14 protein-coding genes are annotated in these 17450 nt (G+C 60.5%); 6 read left to right on the forward strand and 8 right to left on the reverse strand.

The features are described 5' to 3' along the window. The first annotated feature begins 86 nt into the window (after window positions 1-86). Window positions 87-2147, forward strand: coding sequence for a polyphosphate kinase 1 (ppk1, locus tag GVO84_RS16360; protein WP_121425174.1), 2061 nt, complete (start codon window positions 87-89; stop codon window positions 2145-2147). Window positions 2148-2150: 3 nt separating this feature from the next. Further along, entirely contained in the window at window positions 2151-3689 is a 1539-nt protein-coding gene (gene ppx, locus GVO84_RS16365; RefSeq protein WP_121425173.1) for an exopolyphosphatase, read from the forward strand. 4 nt (window positions 3690-3693) lie between these two features. Here the strand turns inward: ppx and GVO84_RS16370 are convergent, their stop codons facing one another. Next, a complete protein-coding gene (locus GVO84_RS16370; protein WP_159514669.1) occupies window positions 3694-5934 on the reverse strand; it encodes an EAL domain-containing protein in 2241 nt (746 codons plus the stop codon). Window positions 5935-6286: 352 nt separating this feature from the next. Here GVO84_RS16370 and GVO84_RS16375 point away from each other — a divergent pair, with 352 nt between their 5' ends. Then, a complete protein-coding gene (locus GVO84_RS16375; RefSeq protein ID WP_029739958.1) occupies window positions 6287-6475 on the forward strand; it encodes a YfgG family protein in 189 nt (62 codons plus the stop codon). Here GVO84_RS16375 and GVO84_RS16380 read toward each other — a convergent pair. Then, a complete protein-coding gene (locus tag GVO84_RS16380) occupies window positions 6472-7362 on the reverse strand; it encodes a LysR family transcriptional regulator (RefSeq protein ID WP_159514670.1) in 891 nt (296 codons plus the stop codon). The two genes, GVO84_RS16375 and GVO84_RS16380, sit on opposite strands and share 4 nt — an antisense overlap. A 97-nt stretch (window positions 7363-7459) precedes the next feature. Here GVO84_RS16380 and GVO84_RS16385 point away from each other — a divergent pair, with 97 nt between their 5' ends. The 3 genes from GVO84_RS16385 to GVO84_RS16395 are packed head-to-tail and all read left to right on the forward strand — an operon-like array spanning window position 7460 to window position 9963. Then, entirely contained in the window at window positions 7460-8689 is a 1230-nt protein-coding gene (locus GVO84_RS16385) for an MFS transporter (RefSeq protein ID WP_159514671.1), read from the forward strand. 51 nt (window positions 8690-8740) lie between these two features. Then, window positions 8741-9208 carry a DUF6130 family protein gene (locus GVO84_RS16390; RefSeq protein WP_159514672.1) on the forward strand — a complete coding sequence of 156 codons (468 nt, stop codon included), beginning with the start codon at window positions 8741-8743 and terminating at the stop codon, window positions 9206-9208. An 11-nt stretch (window positions 9209-9219) separates the two neighbouring features. After that, window positions 9220-9963 (forward strand): alpha/beta fold hydrolase, encoded by a 744-nt coding sequence (locus tag GVO84_RS16395; protein WP_159514673.1) that lies wholly within the window; start codon window positions 9220-9222, stop codon window positions 9961-9963. Window positions 9964-10052: 89 nt separating this feature from the next. On the opposite strand, the gene iolB is transcribed toward GVO84_RS16395, so the two are convergent. Genes iolB through GVO84_RS16425 form a run of 6 tightly spaced genes read right to left on the reverse strand, consistent with a single transcriptional unit; the run spans window position 10053 to window position 17435 of the window. Further along, a complete protein-coding gene (iolB, locus tag GVO84_RS16400; RefSeq protein WP_159514674.1) occupies window positions 10053-10877 on the reverse strand; it encodes a 5-deoxy-glucuronate isomerase in 825 nt (274 codons plus the stop codon). A 9-nt stretch (window positions 10878-10886) separates the two neighbouring features. After that, the gene (gene iolE / locus GVO84_RS16405) at window positions 10887-11777 is read right to left on the reverse strand and encodes a myo-inosose-2 dehydratase (RefSeq protein ID WP_121425164.1); all 891 of its coding nucleotides are present in this window, start codon (window positions 11775-11777) and stop codon (window positions 10887-10889) included. A gap of 11 nt (window positions 11778-11788) precedes the next feature. Continuing rightward, window positions 11789-13693, reverse strand: coding sequence for a bifunctional 5-dehydro-2-deoxygluconokinase/5-dehydro-2-deoxyphosphogluconate aldolase (locus GVO84_RS16410; protein WP_159514675.1), 1905 nt, complete (start codon window positions 13691-13693; stop codon window positions 11789-11791). A 12-nt stretch (window positions 13694-13705) separates the two neighbouring features. Continuing rightward, entirely contained in the window at window positions 13706-14839 is a 1134-nt protein-coding gene (locus GVO84_RS16415) for a Gfo/Idh/MocA family protein (RefSeq protein WP_159514676.1), read from the reverse strand. 8 nt (window positions 14840-14847) lie between these two features. After that, window positions 14848-15876 (reverse strand): ABC transporter permease, encoded by a 1029-nt coding sequence (locus tag GVO84_RS16420; protein WP_028014045.1) that lies wholly within the window; start codon window positions 15874-15876, stop codon window positions 14848-14850. A gap of 11 nt (window positions 15877-15887) precedes the next feature. After that, on the reverse strand, window positions 15888-17435 hold the full coding sequence (locus GVO84_RS16425) for a sugar ABC transporter ATP-binding protein (RefSeq protein WP_159514677.1): 1548 nt from the start codon (window positions 17433-17435) through the stop codon (window positions 15888-15890). Between the last annotated feature and the right edge of the window lie 15 nt (window positions 17436-17450).

A 17450-nucleotide genomic window follows, 5' to 3' on the forward strand; every position in this document is an offset into this window, starting at 1 on the left:
TGTTGGACATATCGTGGAAATGCTCGCCATAATAAGGACGAGACGGATTTACCACGTCCTGTGATTGAACTGGAGTGTGAGCTGTAATGGGTCAGGAAAAGTTATATATCGAGAAAGAGCTAAGCTGGTTAGCATTTAACGAACGTGTACTCCAGGAAGCGGCAGACAAAAGTAACCCGCTGATCGAGCGCATGCGTTTTTTGGGCATTTATTCCAACAACCTGGATGAGTTCTACAAGGTTCGCTTTGCCGAGCTGAAAAGACGCATCATCATCAGCGAAGAACAGGGCTTAAACTCGCACTCGCGGCATCTGCTGGGCAAAATCCAGTCCCGCGTGCTGAAAGCCGATCAGGAATTTGACGGCCTGTATAACGAACTGCTGCTGGAGATGGCGCGCAATCAAATCTTCCTGATTAACGAGCGCCAGCTTTCCGTTAACCAACAAAACTGGCTGCGCCACTACTTCAAACACTATCTGCGCCAGCACATTACCCCGATTCTGATCAACCGCGAAACCGATCTGGTACAGTTCCTGAAGGATGACTACACCTACCTGGCGGTAGAAATTATTCGCGGTGATTCCATCCGTTACGCGCTGCTGGAGATCCCGTCCGACAAGGTGCCGCGCTTTGTGAACCTGCCGCCGGAAACCCCGCGCAGGCGCAAGCCGATGATCCTGCTGGACAACATCCTGCGCTACTGTCTGGACGACATCTTCAAAGGCTTCTTCGATTACGATGCGTTAAACGCCTACTCGATGAAGATGACCCGTGACGCCGAATATGACCTGGTGCACGAGATGGAAGCCAGCCTGATGGAGCTGATGTCCTCCAGCCTGAAACAGCGCCTGACGGCCGAGCCGGTGCGCTTTGTTTACCAGCGCGATATGCCGGACGCCATGGTGGAAATGCTGCGCGAGAAACTGACCATTTCGCGCTATGACTCCATCGTACCGGGCGGTCGTTACCACAACTTTAAAGACTTTATTGGCTTCCCGAACGTCGGCAAAGCCAATCTGGTGAACAAGCCGCTGCCGCGCCTGCGCCATCTGTGGTTCGATAAATTCCGCAACGGATTCGACGCCATCCGCGAACGCGATGTGCTGCTCTACTATCCGTACCACACCTTCGAGCACGTGCTGGAGCTGCTGCGTCAGGCCTCGTTCGACCCGAGCGTGCTGGCGATCAAAATCAACATCTACCGCGTGGCAAAAGATTCCCGCATCATCGACGCGATGATTCATGCGGCGCACAACGCCAAAAAAGTCACCGTGGTGGTTGAGCTGCAGGCGCGCTTCGACGAAGAGGCGAACATTCACTGGGCGCGCCGTCTGACGGAAGCCGGTGTACACGTCATCTTCTCCGCGCCGGGGCTAAAAATTCACGCCAAGCTGTTCCTCATCTCCCGCAAAGAGGGCGACGACGTGGTGCGTTATGCCCACATCGGTACCGGGAACTTTAACGAGAAAACGGCGCGAATTTATACCGACTACTCGCTCTTAACTGCCGATGCGCGCATCACTAACGAAGTGCGCCGGGTCTTTAACTTTATCGAAAACCCGTACCGTCCGGTGAACTTTGACTATCTGCTGGTCTCGCCGCAGAACTCGCGCCGCCTGCTGTACGATATGATCGATAAAGAGATCGCCAATGCCCAGAAAGGGCTGTCGTCCGGCATCACGCTGAAGCTCAACAACCTTGTCGACAAAGGGCTGGTGGACAGGCTGTACGCGGCGTCCAGCTCCGGCGTACCGGTTAATCTGCTGATCCGCGGCATGTGCTCGCTGATCCCGGAACTGGAAGGCATCAGCGACAATATTCGCGTGATCAGCATTGTTGACCGTTACCTGGAACACGATCGGATCTATATTTTTGATAATGCGGGTGATAAACAGGTCTATCTCTCTTCGGCAGACTGGATGACGCGCAATATTGACTACCGAATTGAAGTCGCGGCACCGCTGCTGGATCCGCGCCTGAAGCAGCAGATCCTCGACATCATCGAGATTCTGTTCAGCGATACCGTGAAAGCACGCTATATCGACAAAGAACTCAGTAACCGCTATGTGCCGCGCGGCAACCGCCGCAAAGTGCGGTCGCAACTGGCGATTTACGACTATATCAAATCACTCGAGCAACCCGATTAACCTATGCCGATAAATGATAAGACCCCACGCCCGCAGGAATTCGCCGCGGTCGATCTTGGCTCTAACAGTTTCCACATGGTCATCGCCCGTGAGGTGGATGGCGCGCTGCAGATCATCGGTCGTCTGAAGCAGCGCGTACACCTGGCGGATGGCCTTGATGAACGCAGCATGCTCAGCGAAGAGGCAATGGAGCGCGGGTTAAACTGCCTGTCGCTGTTTGCTGAACGTCTGCAGGGCTTCTCGCCCTCCAGCGTGTGCATCGTGGGCACCCACACCCTGCGCCAGGCCCTGAACGCCCCGGAGTTCCTCAAGCGGGCCGAAAAGGTAATCCCCTACCCGATTGAGATCATCTCAGGTAACGAGGAAGCGCGTCTGATTTTCATGGGCGTTGAGCACACCCAACCGGAAAAAGGGCGCAAGCTGGTTATCGATATCGGCGGCGGCTCAACGGAGCTGGTGATCGGCGAAGACTTTGAGCCGCGCCTGGTGGAAAGCCGCCGTATGGGCTGCGTCAGCTTCGCGCAGATGTATTTCCCGGGCGGCACCATCACCCGCGAGAACTTCCAGCGTGCGCGTATGGCGGCCGTTCAGAAGCTGGAAAACCTGGCGTGGCAGTACCGTATCCAGGGCTGGAACGTGGCGCTGGGCGCGTCCGGCTCGATTAAAGCCGCGCATGAAGTGCTGCTGGCGATGGGTGAAAAAGACGGGATTATTACCCCTGAACGCCTGGCTCTGCTCACCGAAGAGGTGCTGAAGCATAAAAGCTTCGACGCCCTGAGCCTGCCGGGCCTGTCCGATGAGCGGAAATCAGTCTTCGTACCGGGGCTTGCGATCCTGTGCGGCGTGTTTGATGCGCTGGCGATTAAGGAGCTGCGTCTCTCCGACGGCGCGCTGCGTGAAGGCGTGCTGTATGAGATGGAAGGCCGCTTCCGCCATCAGGATATCCGCAGCCGCACCGCGCAAAGTCTGGCCAACCAGTACAACATCGACCGCGAACAGGCGAAGCGCGTGCTGGAAACCACGGTGCAGATGTACGAACAGTGGGAGGAGCAGAATCCGAAGCTTGCGCACCCGCAGCTTGCCGCGCTGTTGAAATGGGCCGCGATGCTGCACGAGGTGGGGCTGAACATCAACCACAGCGGGATGCATCGCCATTCGGCCTACATTCTGCAAAACAGCGATCTGCCCGGCTTCAACCAGGAGCAGCAAACCATGATGGCGACCCTGGTGCGCTATCACCGCAAGGCCATCAAGCTCGACGACCTGCCGCGCTTCACGCTGTTCAAGAAGAAGCAGTTCCTGCCGCTTATTCAGCTGCTGCGCCTGGGCGTGCTGCTCAATAACCAGCGCCAGGCCACCACCACGCCGCCTACGCTGAAGCTGAAAACCGACGACCATCACTGGACGCTGAGCTTCCCGCACGACTGGTTCAGCCAGAACGCGCTGGTCCTGCTGGACCTGGAAAAAGAGCAGCAGTACTGGGAAGCGGTTACCGGCTGGCTGCTCAAAATCGAAGAAGAGAGCGCCGACGTCGCCGCATAACGGCTCAGGCGTCCGCGGTGGACGCCTCAGCTTCCAGCAGTGACTCAAGCGGTTCCGGCCTGCCGATCAGATAGCCCTGCACATAATCAATGCCTAGCGCGTGAACCGCGCTACGTATCTCTTCCGTCTCGACGTACTCAGCCACCACCAGCATCTTCTTCATGCGCGCCAGATGACAGATAGACGCCACGATCTGATAGTCCAGGCTGTTGTTGACGATATTGCGGATAAAGCTGCCGTCAATCTTGAGAATGTCGGCATCCACGCTTTTCAGCCGCGCATAGCTCGCATACCCGGTACCAAAATCATCAATCGCAATGCGTACCCCCATTTTCTGCAGCTGCTGGAGAATATGTAGCGCCTGCTCCCCGCTGCCGAAGGTGCTGCACTCCGTCACCTCAAAAATCAGCTGCCACGGCTCAATGGCGTATTTCGCCAGCAGGCGACTGACCTCAAGCGGGAACTGCACCCGACACACGGTCGACGGGGCGAGATTAATAGCAAAGCGCTGGCCGGGCAGCCGTTCGCGATGCGCAGCAAGGAAGCGCAGGGTGTGCTCCAGCACCCACAAATCTACCCGCGAGGAGAGGCCAAACTCCTGCGCGACGGGCAGGAACTGGTCGGGGGAGATTAATAGCCCGTTGATATCCGGCATCCGCAGCAGAACTTCGTGATAGCGATCGCCGCGCAGGCCGCGAACGGGTTGAACCAGCAGAGCGAATTCGTCGTTATCGAGCGCCTTTTGCAGGCGGCTCATCATCGCGACTTTATCCTTCAGGCTGCGCTGCAAATGGACCGCGCCACGCTGCTGAAGATTTTCCGGATGGTTGGAGGAGAGCGACAGATCGGCCACCACACCCAGTTCACCCAGCACCAGATAAAGATGGTTCACCGGGGACCGGACATAGCAATAGCTCACGCCCACCTGCGGCTGCAGCGGCATGCCGTCCCAGACAAAGCGGAACTGTTTGATATGCTCGTCCAGGGCCTCAATCCGCTGCTGGTGCGATTCCGCGTTGAGCCGCACCGCCATATCGTACCCGGTCAGATGATAGACCTGCTCATTGGGCTGGAGCGTGCCATTCACCCACTGCGCCAGCTGCTGTTTGTACTGAATGCGCAGCAACACGCCGTAATTTCGGCCCAGAATTTCCAGCTCCGGAATGCGCAGCAGGCACAGCGCCGACCACGGGTTTTTCGCCAGTTCGCGCGACAGCGCCCGCAGGTTAGGCATATGGACGACCGGGTCGAGCAGCGCCAGCCTGCGGGAGCGTTTGTTCACCGCGCGCTGCCGGGTCGCCAGCATCGACATATAAATCACCACGAATGAGAAGACCAGGTAACTGGAAGAGGTGATCGCCAGCTGAATGTCGTACCCCTGGTTCACCGGGATATAGCGGTAAAAATAGTGAATAGACACCAGCAGTACCGGTATCCAGATCAGCGACACCAGCTTATAGCCAAAGCGCATCGCGCCCCAGAGCATCACCGGCATCAGCAGCGACAGGGTGTAGTTAGTGGTAAAAATGGAGCTGTTTTCATTCATCGGAAGCAGCAGCAGCGAAAGCAGCCCGCCAAGCGCGATAGCCCACATCAGAAACTCAACGATCGTCACCTTTTTGTCTATCTGGGAACGGATCTGCGAGATAAGGCTTTTGAGATAGCGCGGATGACGAATCAGGCGGATCAGCAGATAGCTCAGCGGCACGCCCGTCAGCCCGCTCACCAGCAGCGTTTGATAGTTGATGAGCGTGCGAATATTGAGGGGGTTTAATCCCGCCAGGCTCTGCCGGCTCTCATACACGCCTAAATACACCGCAAACTGAAACAGCACCAGAAACAGCGTCGCGGGGCAGAAGGCCTGCCAGAAGATGCGCTGCGCCATCAGCCGGATGTCGCCGTACGCGGTCATGTTCCGTCTGGGCGCAAACACCCGGTAGCCGCCCCAACTGAGCACTAAAGGGACGATAAAATGGAGTACGCCGGCGACCGTTTCGAACATCCCGACCGAGGGGTAGTAGCGGATAAACAGCGACAATACGATCCCGGGCAGCGCTTCCAGCCCAAAGAACATCATCAGCGAAAGCAAAAATGAGAGGGGTAAATAATAGAGAGCCACAATGCCGTCGCCCAGCTGCGTGAACGTATTCGCAATGCTCAGTACGGGAAGTAAAACCACAGGCAAAATAAGCGGCAGTGCCCACCAGCGGTTTTCATTGTTTTTCAGGAAAGCGAGAATGTTCATAGATGCCCGGTTAAACCCCTTTCGCTCCAGAGGGAAAATAAAGACAGGCATCCAACCTGACGTACGCGCCGCCCGGCGGCGTGCGGGGCGAACAGTGTGGAGGAAGGATTTTAAATATCAGGGCCGGGAACCCGTTGACTTAAATCAAACTAATTTACGCAAATATCTTTTTGCGGCGTTTTTTTGAAATCATTTTCTTCATATTATCAATATGGTAAATGCATTAATTAATTTCAATAACATTAATTAATGTAAACATTGACGGTTATTTACACACTGTAGAATTGACCCCATGTTCCCGCTGTGCCTTAATGTCCCTATCGCCCAAAAGGGCTTATCCAGGATAAACAGAGTGAGTCAGGTCACGCGTATGCGCAAACGACATCAATTTAACACCCGAATGACCCGCATCATACTGCTCATCAGCTTCCTGTTTTTCTTTGGCCGCTTCGTTTACTCTTCGATTGGCGCCTGGTATCACCATCAGGACAAAACCCAGTCGCAGCAGTCCAGCCTGACCGTCGACACCGCTGACCGCTAGGCCGCCGGATGGTTTTGCACTATCCGAATAATGCCTGCTATCCCTTTGCTGAGGATTTTATCCTGCCGCATCACCACCGCCAGCTGCCGCTGCAGCACGGGCGTAAGCGACATCACACATAGCCCTTCGCGATCGACATCCTGTTTGACCGCCATTCGCGGCACAATACTGTAGCCCAGCCCCGCGCGAACCATGCGTTTGATCGCCTCGATGCTGCCAAGCTGCATCGCCGGCGCGATCGCTAATCCACTGGCTGCAAACCAGCCGTCGATCAGCGCCCGGGTACCGCTGCCTGATTCAAAGGCAATCAGCGGCTGAGCGTGCAGCGCCTCCGGGGTAAGGGCCCTAAAAGCATCCTGCTGCTCCCGCGACGCAATAAAGACAAACTCTTCGTCCATCACCGGCATGACGTCCAGCGCTCTGCCGCTCACCGGCAGCGTCACCAGCCCCATATCGAGACGGTTCTCTTCGATGGCCCTGACGATGTCGAGGGTGTTGCCCGTCGTGACTCCCACGCTCAGGAGCGGATAGTCGCGGCGCAGCTTCTCCAGCAGCGGTGGCAGAAGATGGATGCAGGCCGTTGCCCCCGTACCCAGCGTAATAGTGCCGCTCACATCGTGGCTGAAGGCGCTAACGGACCGGATAGCGTCATCCACCGCCTGCTGAATACGTTCCCCGTGCACCAGCAAAGCCTGCCCGGCAGCGGTAGCCTTAATCCCTCGCCCGGTTCGCTCCACCAGACGCGTTTGCAGAAACTGCTCCAGCTGGCGTATTTGCAGGCTGACGGCGGGCTGGGAAATGCCCAGCACATCCGCTGCCGCTGAAAAGCTGCCGCGCTGGATCACCAGACGGAACGTGGCGAGATGGCCCAGATTAAGCGTCGTCATTCAAAGTTTCTCTTATACCGCGCATAAGGTTGCTGCCCTGCCAGCACAATACCGCGCGAGTTATGCTCAGGACAACTGCATAGCGGAATGAAAAATAATGGAAACACCTGCCCTGCCTCGCCACCTCGCCCTCACGGCGGGATGTAATCAACTCATCAACTGGGGGATCTCGTTTTATATGCCCGGCACCTTTGCGCTGGCCATTGCAGCCGACCGGGAATGGTCATCCCCGCAGATTTACCTCGGCCTGACGCTGGCGATGCTGGTGATGGCGGCGGTTTCCCCGTTTGTCGCCCGCCTGCTGGCACGCTTTGGCGGTCAAAAGGTGGTGATGAGCGGAACGTTGCTGATCGCCGCAAGCTGCGCAGGGATGGCGTATACCCAGACGCTTTTTGGCTGGTACTGCGCCTGGCTGGTCACCGGCGTCGGGATGCGCCTGTCATTGTACGATGCGCTGTTCGCCGCGCTGGTGAACCTCTACGGGCAGCAGGCGCGAAGAACAATCTCACGCGTCACGCTGGCGGGCGGGCTGGCCTCCGCCGTCTTCTGGCCGCTGGGCGATGCCCTGCTTCAGGTGATGAGCTGGCAGGAGGCGCTGCGCGTCTATGCTCTCTTCGGCCTGCTGAGCGCGGCGCTGATAAGAACGCTTCCCCGGCATCGGCTGACGGTGACGACAAAGGTCACCGCGCCGCCGCTGAACAACGAGCGGCGTAACGGCTGGCTTTATGCCGCCTTCATTGCCCTCATCACCTTTGTCTCTAACGGTACGTCCACCCATCTGCCGGAGTTTATTGCCCACTTCGGCCTGCCGGTCGCCATCGGCATGCTGTGGGGCATCGGCCAGACGGGGGCTCGCTCGCTGGAAGTGCTGGCGGGTGCCCGCTTAACCCCCTTCAAACTCACGCTTTTTACCGCGCTCGCCATGCCGCTCTGCTTTCTGGTTGGGCTAAGCAGTTCCCTGTTTGTCTGGTGCGCGGCCGGTTTTGTGCTGGGCTATGGCGCCATCAACGGGCTGGTCACCATCGTGAAAGCCACCCTGCCGCTGGAGCTGTTTAGCACCGAAAGCTATGCCCGCCGCACCGGCGTGCTTCTGATTCCCGGCCAGCTGATGGCGGCAGCCTCACCGTTTGCCTATGCGTGGCTGAATAAAACGCTGGGGATCGCGGGTGCAATGTGGGTTTCAACGGGGCTGACGCTGGTGATTGCCGGGCTGGCGATAGCGATTGTGCGCCGTCCCGGCAGGAAAAGTGTATCGCACTGTATCCAGAACCCTGCGCTGACAAACGGGTACAAAACGCCGCCTCCGGCAAATATCTCCGATACATAAAAATGGTTTTCTTCCCCTGTCGCCATTCAGAACCGATGAGGAGAGAAACCGATGATCCGTCGTTATGCACTTATCCCCCTGCTTTTCCTGGCATCTGTAGCCCATGCCCGGGCCACGCCGCTGGACAACCTGAGCGCCGCGGACGTTAACGGCCCCGCCGCCGTTGCGCCGCTGGCGCAGCCGCAGCCGCCCGCAAAGCTGATCGTCGATCCGCCGCTTGCCGGGCCGCTGAGCAAAGGCGCGGTGTTTATTCAGTACCGTGCCGAAAACCTGCGCATCGAGCCGGTATTCGGCCCCGAAGCGCTCAAGGTTACCCCGCGCATCGGTCACATTCACGTGGTGGTGGATGACGCGCCGTGGCACTGGGCTGACGCCAGCGGAGAGCCGGTGATCCTGGTGGGGCTGCCCGCCGGTAAACACAAGGTGACCATTATTCTGGCCGACCCGACGCACAAGCCGCTCGACCACAAAACCGTTGAATTCACCGTCCCGCCCCACGCGGCGGTCCATCACTTTTAAGGAGTCTGAAGATGAAAGCACTGTCTGTAGTGACGGCAGGCCTGCTGGCGCTTTCCGCCAGCGCCTTTGCGCAGAGTAAAACCAGCGTGGTGCTGGTCCACGGCGCGTTTGCCGACGGCAGCAGCTGGAATAAGGTGATTACCCTTTTGCAGAAACAGCACGCAGAGGTCATTGCCGTCCAGCTCCCGCTCACCTCGCTTAAGGATGACGTTGCGGCCACGCGGCGGGCCATCGCCCGCGCCCAGGGTGACGTGGTTCTGGTGGGCCACTCGTGGGGCGGCACCGTGATTAGCGAGGCGGGCAACGATGCGCGGGTAAAATCGCTGGTGTATGTGGCGGCGTTTGCGCCGGACTCCGGCCAGTCGACGGCGGACCTGGCAGGAAGCTACCCTGCCCCGCCGGGCAGCGCGGGCATCGCTAAAACGGCGGACGGCTATTTATACCTGCCGACGGAAGCCGTCAGGAAGGACTTCGCGCCTGACGTGAAGCCAGCCATTCAAGATACGATTGCAGCCACGCAGGGGCCGATTAAGGCCGAGGCGTTTGGTGAAAAGATTGCCCACGCGGCGTGGCATGACAAACCGAGCTGGTATGTGGTCAGCAAGAATGACCGAATGATCAACCCCGACCTGGAACGGGCGATGGCAAAGACGATCCATGCGAAAACCACCGAGGTCTCCGCGAGCCACGTGTCGATGGTCAGCCAGCCGGAGGCTATCGCCCGGACGATTGAGCAGGCGAGGCGGACGCACTGAGAAAAATTCGCCCGGCGGCGCTACGCTTTCACGGGCCTACGATTTCGTAGGTCGGGTAAGCGCAGCGCCACCCGACAAGAAAGGCCGTCTCAGTCCCCCCTCTCTGTGGGATAATCCCGATTAATCCACGCGTGATCCTCCTCCCAGGTGAACATCCATTTGCGCACCGGCCCCGCCATCACGTTGAGGTAGTAGCTGTCATACCCGGCCATCGTCGCGACCGGGTGGTAACCCTTCGGCACCATCACCACGTCACGGTTATAGACCGCCATACACTCATCCAGCGTTCTGTCGTCGGTGTAGACGCGCTGCATGCAGAACCCCTGCTCCGGGTTGAGGCGATGGTAGTAGGTCTCCTCCAGATACGTCTCCTGCGGCGGGTTATCCGTGTCGTGCTTATGGCTCGGGTACGAGCTGGTACAGCCCTCATTGGTCCACACCTCCACCACCAGCAGGCTGTCGGCGGGCCTGTCTTCCGGCAAAATATTATGCACGTAGCGCTGATTGTGACCCTTGCCGCGCGCTTCACCGTCGATATCCTGCGGCGCAATCAGCCGCGTCGGATACGTGCCTTTGCCCGGCGCGGCGCAGACCGCCAGCTCCAGCTTCGTCAGCGCCTTCACCTGCACCGTTTCCTGCGGGGTGACGTACACCGCCCACGGCTTGATGCGCTCGAAGGGGCTCATCCGCTCGCCGATGTCGTTAAACTGCGCGGAAGGCGTGCTGATGGAGGCCCGCCCGGCGACCAGCACCAGGCAGCGCTCTTCGCGGACGGCGGGCAGCGTCAGCGTCTGCCCCTCCTGCAGCTCATACGCCTCAAAGCCGACGTAGCCCCACCCTGCGCTTTCTGGCGTGACGGACTGAGTGCGCCCCTCCGCGTTCGGCTGTTGCCAGCGTGATAACAGACGTGACATGGCCCCTCCTCAAATCAGTCCGGCGTCGCGGGCCAGACGGCTCAGGTTGTTATACCCCAGACGGGCGTAGGTCAGCGGATGGGCAATCGCCGGATCCTGCTCCGCCTCAACCACCAGCCAGCCGTGATAATCCTGGGCCTTCAGCAGCCGCATAATCGGCGGGTAATCGACGCAGCCGTCGCCCGGCACCGTAAACACGCCGCTCAGCACCGCATCGAGGAAGCTGGTTTTGCGGTTTTTCACGTCCGCCAGCACGTCGGCGCGCACGTCTTTGCAGTGAACGTGGTTGATGCGCGACGCCCAGCGCTGCGCCACCGCCAGCGGATCGGCCCCGGCAAAGGTCAGATGGCCGGTATCCAGCAGCAATCCAACCGCCTCCCCGGTGTGGATCATCAGGTTGTCCACGTCGTCGGCTGACTCAATCACCGTGCCCATATGGTGATGGTAGGCAATCTGCACGCCCTGCTGCTGGGTGTAGCGGGCAAATTCGGTAAGCTTCTCGCCGTATTCTTTCCAGCGCGCCTGTGGGAAGCGCGGGCGCAGGTGAACCGGGGTCTGCTGCTCGCCGTGAATGCAGCCGCTCACTTCCGCAAAGACCAGCACCTTCGCCCCCAGCTCGCGCAGCAGCGTCAGGTGGGACTGCACGGCGGCGATCTCCTCCTCCACGCTGCGCTCCAGCAGGCGGCCAGAGTACCAGCCGGAGACCAGCTGCAGGTCGTGACGCTGCAGGATGGGGCCTAGCAGGCGCGCTTCGCGTGGGAATTTATTGCCCAGCTCGAAGCCGGCAAAACCGGCCTCTTTCCCTTCGCTCAGACAGGTCTCCAGCGACGTCTCCGCGCCGAGAGAAGGCAGGTCGTCGTTCGTCCACGTCAGCGGGTTAATGCCTAATTGCACACTCATTGTCGTCTCCATTATGCGTGTCCGCGCTCGCGCCACCAGGCGATAAGCTGCAGGTAGTTGTCCCGGATGCGCGCCACCAGCTGCGCATCGTCAATATCGTGCTTCAGCCACGCGCGGGAGGCATCGCCAAACAGCGTGCGCCCCACGGCGAAGCCTTTCACCAGCGTCTGCCCCGCTGCGGCTTTGAAGTCGGCGCGCAGCTGTTCCGCCGGAGCGTCCAGGCCGAGGATCACCACCCCGCGGCAGTGCGGGTCCCGGCGTTCGATAATCTCGCTCAGCGCCGTCCAGCCGTCGGCCGAGAGCGGCGGCAGCTTCCACCAGTCCGGGTAAATGCCCAGGTTGTAGAAGCGGGAGATGGCGCGCAGGTAGAGCTCGTCGCTGCGCGGCATGGTCGCGGGCAGGATCACCTCCAGCAGCAGCTCGTGCCCGGACCGGCAGCAGGCGTGGTACACCTCGGCGATTTTCTGCTCCTGCTCCAGGCGCAGGCCGTGGGCATCTTCCGGGTGGAAGAAGACCAGGCACTTCACCACGTGCTCCTGCGGCCAGCTGATAAGCTGGGTGCCGATGTTGCCGTGCTCCATCTCCAGCGGCCGGGAGCCCGGCAGCTCGATGGGGCGGCCAATCCACCACCCTTCCCCGGTGATCGCATTCAGCGCATCCTGACCAAAGGTGCCGTCGCACAGCAGACCGGCCTTGCCCTCCAGCCCGGCGCGGCTCGCCGCCTCGCGGCTGGCCTGCAGGATCAGCTGCTTCAGCGCCGGAATGCGCTTAAGCGACGCGCCGCACTGCATCGCCATATCCTCAAGCTGGCTGCGGTGGTCGAAGGCCATCACGCACAGCTCCGGCCATTCGCGGCGGCGGGTGGTCACCCGGTGGAGATGGTTAAGACGCGGGTCGAGATCCGGGCGCGGCACATCCGCAGCGCGGGAAAGATAGTCATCCAGCTCAATTTTGCTCGGCATCGCCGGGGCGCAGCCGTGGCGCGAGACCACCAGCGCGCCGCAGGCGTTGGCGTAGCGGCACGCCTGCTCCCAGCCCTCGTCGTTCAGGTAGCCGCGCAGCAGGCCGGACATAAACGCGTCCCCCGCCCCGAGGACGTTCAGCACCTCCACGCGCACGCCGGTCACCGTCAGGCCGTCGTCCAGACGGGGCGGAATGGCGTCGGTATAGACCGAGCAGCCGAGCGCGCCGCGTTTGCAGACCAGCGCTGCTTCACTGACGGCGCGCACCTGCCCCAGCGCCTGCAGGGTATCCGTGCTGCCGCCCGCAATGTGAAACTCCTCTTCGGTGCCGACAATGACGTCGAAGAGGTGCAGCACCTCCTGCAGCTCGCGGGTGACCTTATCGGCGGCGATAAAGCGCGTTTCGCCGTCGCCTAAGGCGGTGAGCCCCCACAGCACCGGACGGTAGTCAATGTCCAGCACCGTGCGCACGCCGTGGCGGCGGGCATAGCCCAGCGCCGTCAGCACCGCCTCGCGGGTCTGCGGATGAGAAAGGTGGGTCCCGGTGATGGCAAGACAACGTGCGGAGGCAATGTAGCTTTCGTCCACATCGCTGGCGGTAATCGCCATGTCCGCGCAGTTATCGCGATAAAAAATCAGTGGAAAGGTGTCCCGGTCTTTAATGCCGAGTAGCACCAGCGCCGTGAGGCGTTGTTGATCGGTAATCAGATGGCTGGTATCGCAGCCCACCTGGTTGAGCTCTTCCCGCAGGAAGCGGCCCATATGTTCATCGCCGACGCGCGCCAGCATCGACGAACGTAAACCCTGACGCGCGGTGCCGTACGCCACGTTACCCGATGACCCGCCGAGATATTTGGCGAAGCTCGACGCGTCTTCCAGACGGGCACCAATCTGCTGGCTGTAGAGGTCTACCGCCACGCGGCCCATGCATATCACATCAAACTGCTTTTCCACGTTGATACCTCATCAGACAATGTCGTTCACGTTCAGCCAGCGGCCTTCGCGGTGCGAGAGCGCAATCGCGTCCAGCACGCGCGACACCTTCCAGCCCTCTTCGAAGTCCGGCCACATCGGCGCGTTGGCGGCAATCCCATCCACCAGGTCGCGCACCTCCACCGTTTTTTGATCGTTAAAGCCAATTCCGTGTCCCGCGCCCATGCAGAACGCGGCGTAGTCCGGGTGCGCCGGGCCGACGAGCAGCGTGCGGAACCCCTGACGGTTCACCGGATCGTCATGCAGATAGAGCTTCAGCTCGGCCATGCGCTCCTGGGTGAAGCTGATGGCGCCCTTCGTTCCGGTGATGACGTACGACAGCCCCATCTTGCGGCCGCAGGCAACGCGGGAGGTTTCAATCACGCCCTGCGCCCCGCCCGCGAAGCGCACCATCGCGTGGGCCTGATCCTCGTTTTCAACGGCAATCATCTCTGACGATCCGGCCTTCGCCGGGCGTTCAGGGACCACGATCTTCAGGTCGCCGCAGACCTGCTCGATATCCCCCACCAGATACTGGGCCATATTGACGATGTGCGCCGCGAGGTCCCCCAGCGCACCCAGCCCGGCGGTCTCTTTAAAGCAGTGCCAGTGAATGGGCGACAGAGGGTCGGCCATATAGTCTTCGTTGTGGGTGCCGTAGAAGTGGATCACCTCGCCAATCTCGCCGCGGGCGATAATCTCCTTCGCCAGCTGCGCGGTCGGGTTCTTCATGTAGTTGAACCCCACCAGCGTTTTCACCCCGGCCCGCTTCGCGGCGTCGACCATCTCGCGCGCATCGTGGGCGTTCAGCGCCAGCGGCTTCTCCGAGTAGACGTGCTTGCCGTGGCGGATCGCCTCCAGCGCCATCTCCTTATGCAGGTGGTTGGGTGAGCAAATATCCACCACGTCAATGGCCGGGTCGGCCACCAGCGCCCGCCAGTCCCCGGTGGAGCGGTTGAAGCCAAACGCCTGCGCGCGCGCTGCCGCCAGCTCCGGCGTGACTTCCGCCACCATCTCGCGCACCAGCCTGCCGCGCAGGTTGAACACCGTCGGGGCCTGGGCATAGGCGATAGCGTGCGCCTTGCCGATATACCCGGTGCCAATTAATCCAATACGAACCTCTTTCATCGTGATCCTCACAGTGCGCCGCGACGGCTTTTGGCATAGGTATCGAATGCCACCGCCAGAACGATAATTAATCCGGTGATAATCTGCTGGTAGTAGGCCGAGACGTTCATCAGCACCAGGCCGTTAATCAGAATGCCCATAATGATGGAGCCGATAATGGTGCCGCCGATGCGCCCGTAGCCGCCCATCAGCGAGGTGCCGCCGATCACCACCGAGGCGATGACGCGCAGCTCAAAGGAGATCCCGGCCACCGCCTCGGCGCTTCCCAGACGCGCGCTCAGGATGAAGCCCGCCAGCCCCGCCAGACAGCCGATCAGCACGTAGACGCTGACCAGCACGCGCTTGACGTTCACCCCCGCCAGGCGCGCGGCCTCCGGGTTGCCGCCGATGGCGTAGACGAAGCGGCCCCAGCGGGTTTTATGCAGCGCCAGATAGCCGCCGACGGCGACGATGGCGAAGATCCAGATAGGAATAGAGATGCCGAGCAGCTCCCCGCGCCCCCACCAGCGGTAGCCAGGGTCGAAACCGGCAATCGGCGCGCCGTCGTTAATTACCAGCGTCAGGCCGCGCCAGATGGTCATCCCACCGAGGGTAACGATGAACGGCGGCAGGCGCAGGCGGGTGACGCCCAGGCCGTGCAGGAAGCCAATCGCCGTGCCCATGGCCAGACAAATCCCCAGCCCAATCAGCCAGCTCATGCCGCCCCAGGCGTTCGGGTCAACGGTGGTGAAGTTGTCGCCTTTGATCACGTACGCCGCGGTCATGGCGCACACCGCCAGAATGGAGCCGACGGAGAGGTCGATCCCGGCGGTGAGAATGACGAAGGTCATCCCCACGGCCATGATCCCGTAGATGGAGACTTCGGTCAGGATGTTGAAAATATTGCGTTCAGAGAAAAAGTTGCTGTTCTGCGACTGGAAGAAGATCAGCAGCAGGATCATGAAAATCAGCACCCCGAAGCGCTCGAAGAAGGCGATGGGATCGATGCGTCCGGCGCGTTTGACCGGGGCCTGCGTTTTAGAAATCATCTGCGTCATGAGAAACTCCGTTATGCCGCGTTCAGGGCGTTGTGGTTGATGGCCATCATCGTCATCAGCCGTTCTTCGTTAGCGTCGTCACCGTGGATCTCGCCGGTCACCCGGCCTTCGCTGAGGGTGATGATCCGGTCAGACACCGCCATCACCTCAGGCAGATCGGAGGAGATCACGATCACCGCCACGCCCTTTTTCGCCATATCAAACAGCACCTGGTGCACTTCCGATTTGGTCCCCACGTCAATGCCGCGCGTCGGCTCATCGACGATCAGCACCCGCGGGTTGAGCGCCATGCAGCGCGCGAGGATCACTTTTTGCTGGTTGCCGCCGGAGAGCTTGCGCACCTCCTGCGCGCTGTTGACCATTTTGATCTGCAGCGCCTGGCGGTAGGACTCAATCAGGTCGTCCTCTTTGCGGGTGTTCACGAACCAGCGCCACTGCAGCAGCGAGGAGAGGCAGGAGAGCGACAGGTTGTCTCGGATCGACAGCCCCAGCACCGCCCCCTCTTTTTTGCGGTCTTCCGGCACCAGCGCCACGCCCTGGTCGAGGGCATACAGCGGGTCGCGCGGCTGGTACGGCACGCCGTCCAGCTCAAAGCTCCCCGAGGTAAACGCGTCTGCGCCAAACAGGCAGCGGGCCACTTCGGTACGTCCCGCGCCCACCAGCCCGGCAATGCCTAAGACTTCGCCGGCGTGGACGTGGAAGCTGATGTCGTGCAGGGCAATGCCGTGCGGATCCAGCGGCGGCTTTTCGCGGCTCAGCCCCTTCACCGCCAGGCGGACGGGTTTGTCTTCATGATGCGTTTCGCTGGCGGGGCGACGGTTAAAGGCCACGTCGCGTCCGACCATCAGGCGGATCAGCTGTTCGACGTTGGTCTCCGCCACCGCGCCAGTGCCGGTGAAGCGGCCGTCCTGGAAAACGGTGAAGCGATCGCAGAGCTGGAAAACTTCGTGCAGACGGTGGGTAACGTAAATAATGCTCACGCCGCGGTTTTTAAGCTCCCGCACCACGCGGTGCAGGCTTTCCACCTCGCTGTCGCTCAGCGCGGCGGAAGGTTCGTCCATGATGATTAACTGGGCGTTGAGGGTCAGCGCCCGGGCGATCTCCACCATCTGCTGCTGGGCCACGCTCAGACGGGCGACCGGCGTGGTCGGCGCAACGTTTAGCTGCAGGTAGTCGAGAATGACCTGCGCCTCCTGGTTAACCGCCCTTTCGTCGACGATCAGGTTACGCCTGCGCGGCTCGCGGCCGAGAAACATGTTTTCCGCGACGGTCATGTTGGGCAGCAGGTTGAATTCCTGATAGATGGTGATAATGCCCTTGTTCTGGCGCGCCACCGGGGAGTCGTCCACCGGCAGCGTTTCGCCGTTGAACCAGATATCCCCGCGCGTTTGCGGCTGCGCGCCCGCGAGCGCCTTCAGCAGCGTGGATTTCCCCGCCCCGTTTTCCCCCAGCAGGGCGTGAATTTCTCCGCTGCCGACGGTCAGCTGGGCGCTGCTCAGCGCCCAGACGCCGGAAAAGCTTTTTGCCAGGTCGGTCACTTTCAGTAAGGGTTGCGACATCAGTCTGCTCCTCCT

It is taken from the genome of Enterobacter sp. SM3, assembly GCF_009811935.2.
Classification (GTDB): Bacteria; Pseudomonadota; Gammaproteobacteria; order Enterobacterales; family Enterobacteriaceae; genus Enterobacter; species Enterobacter asburiae_D.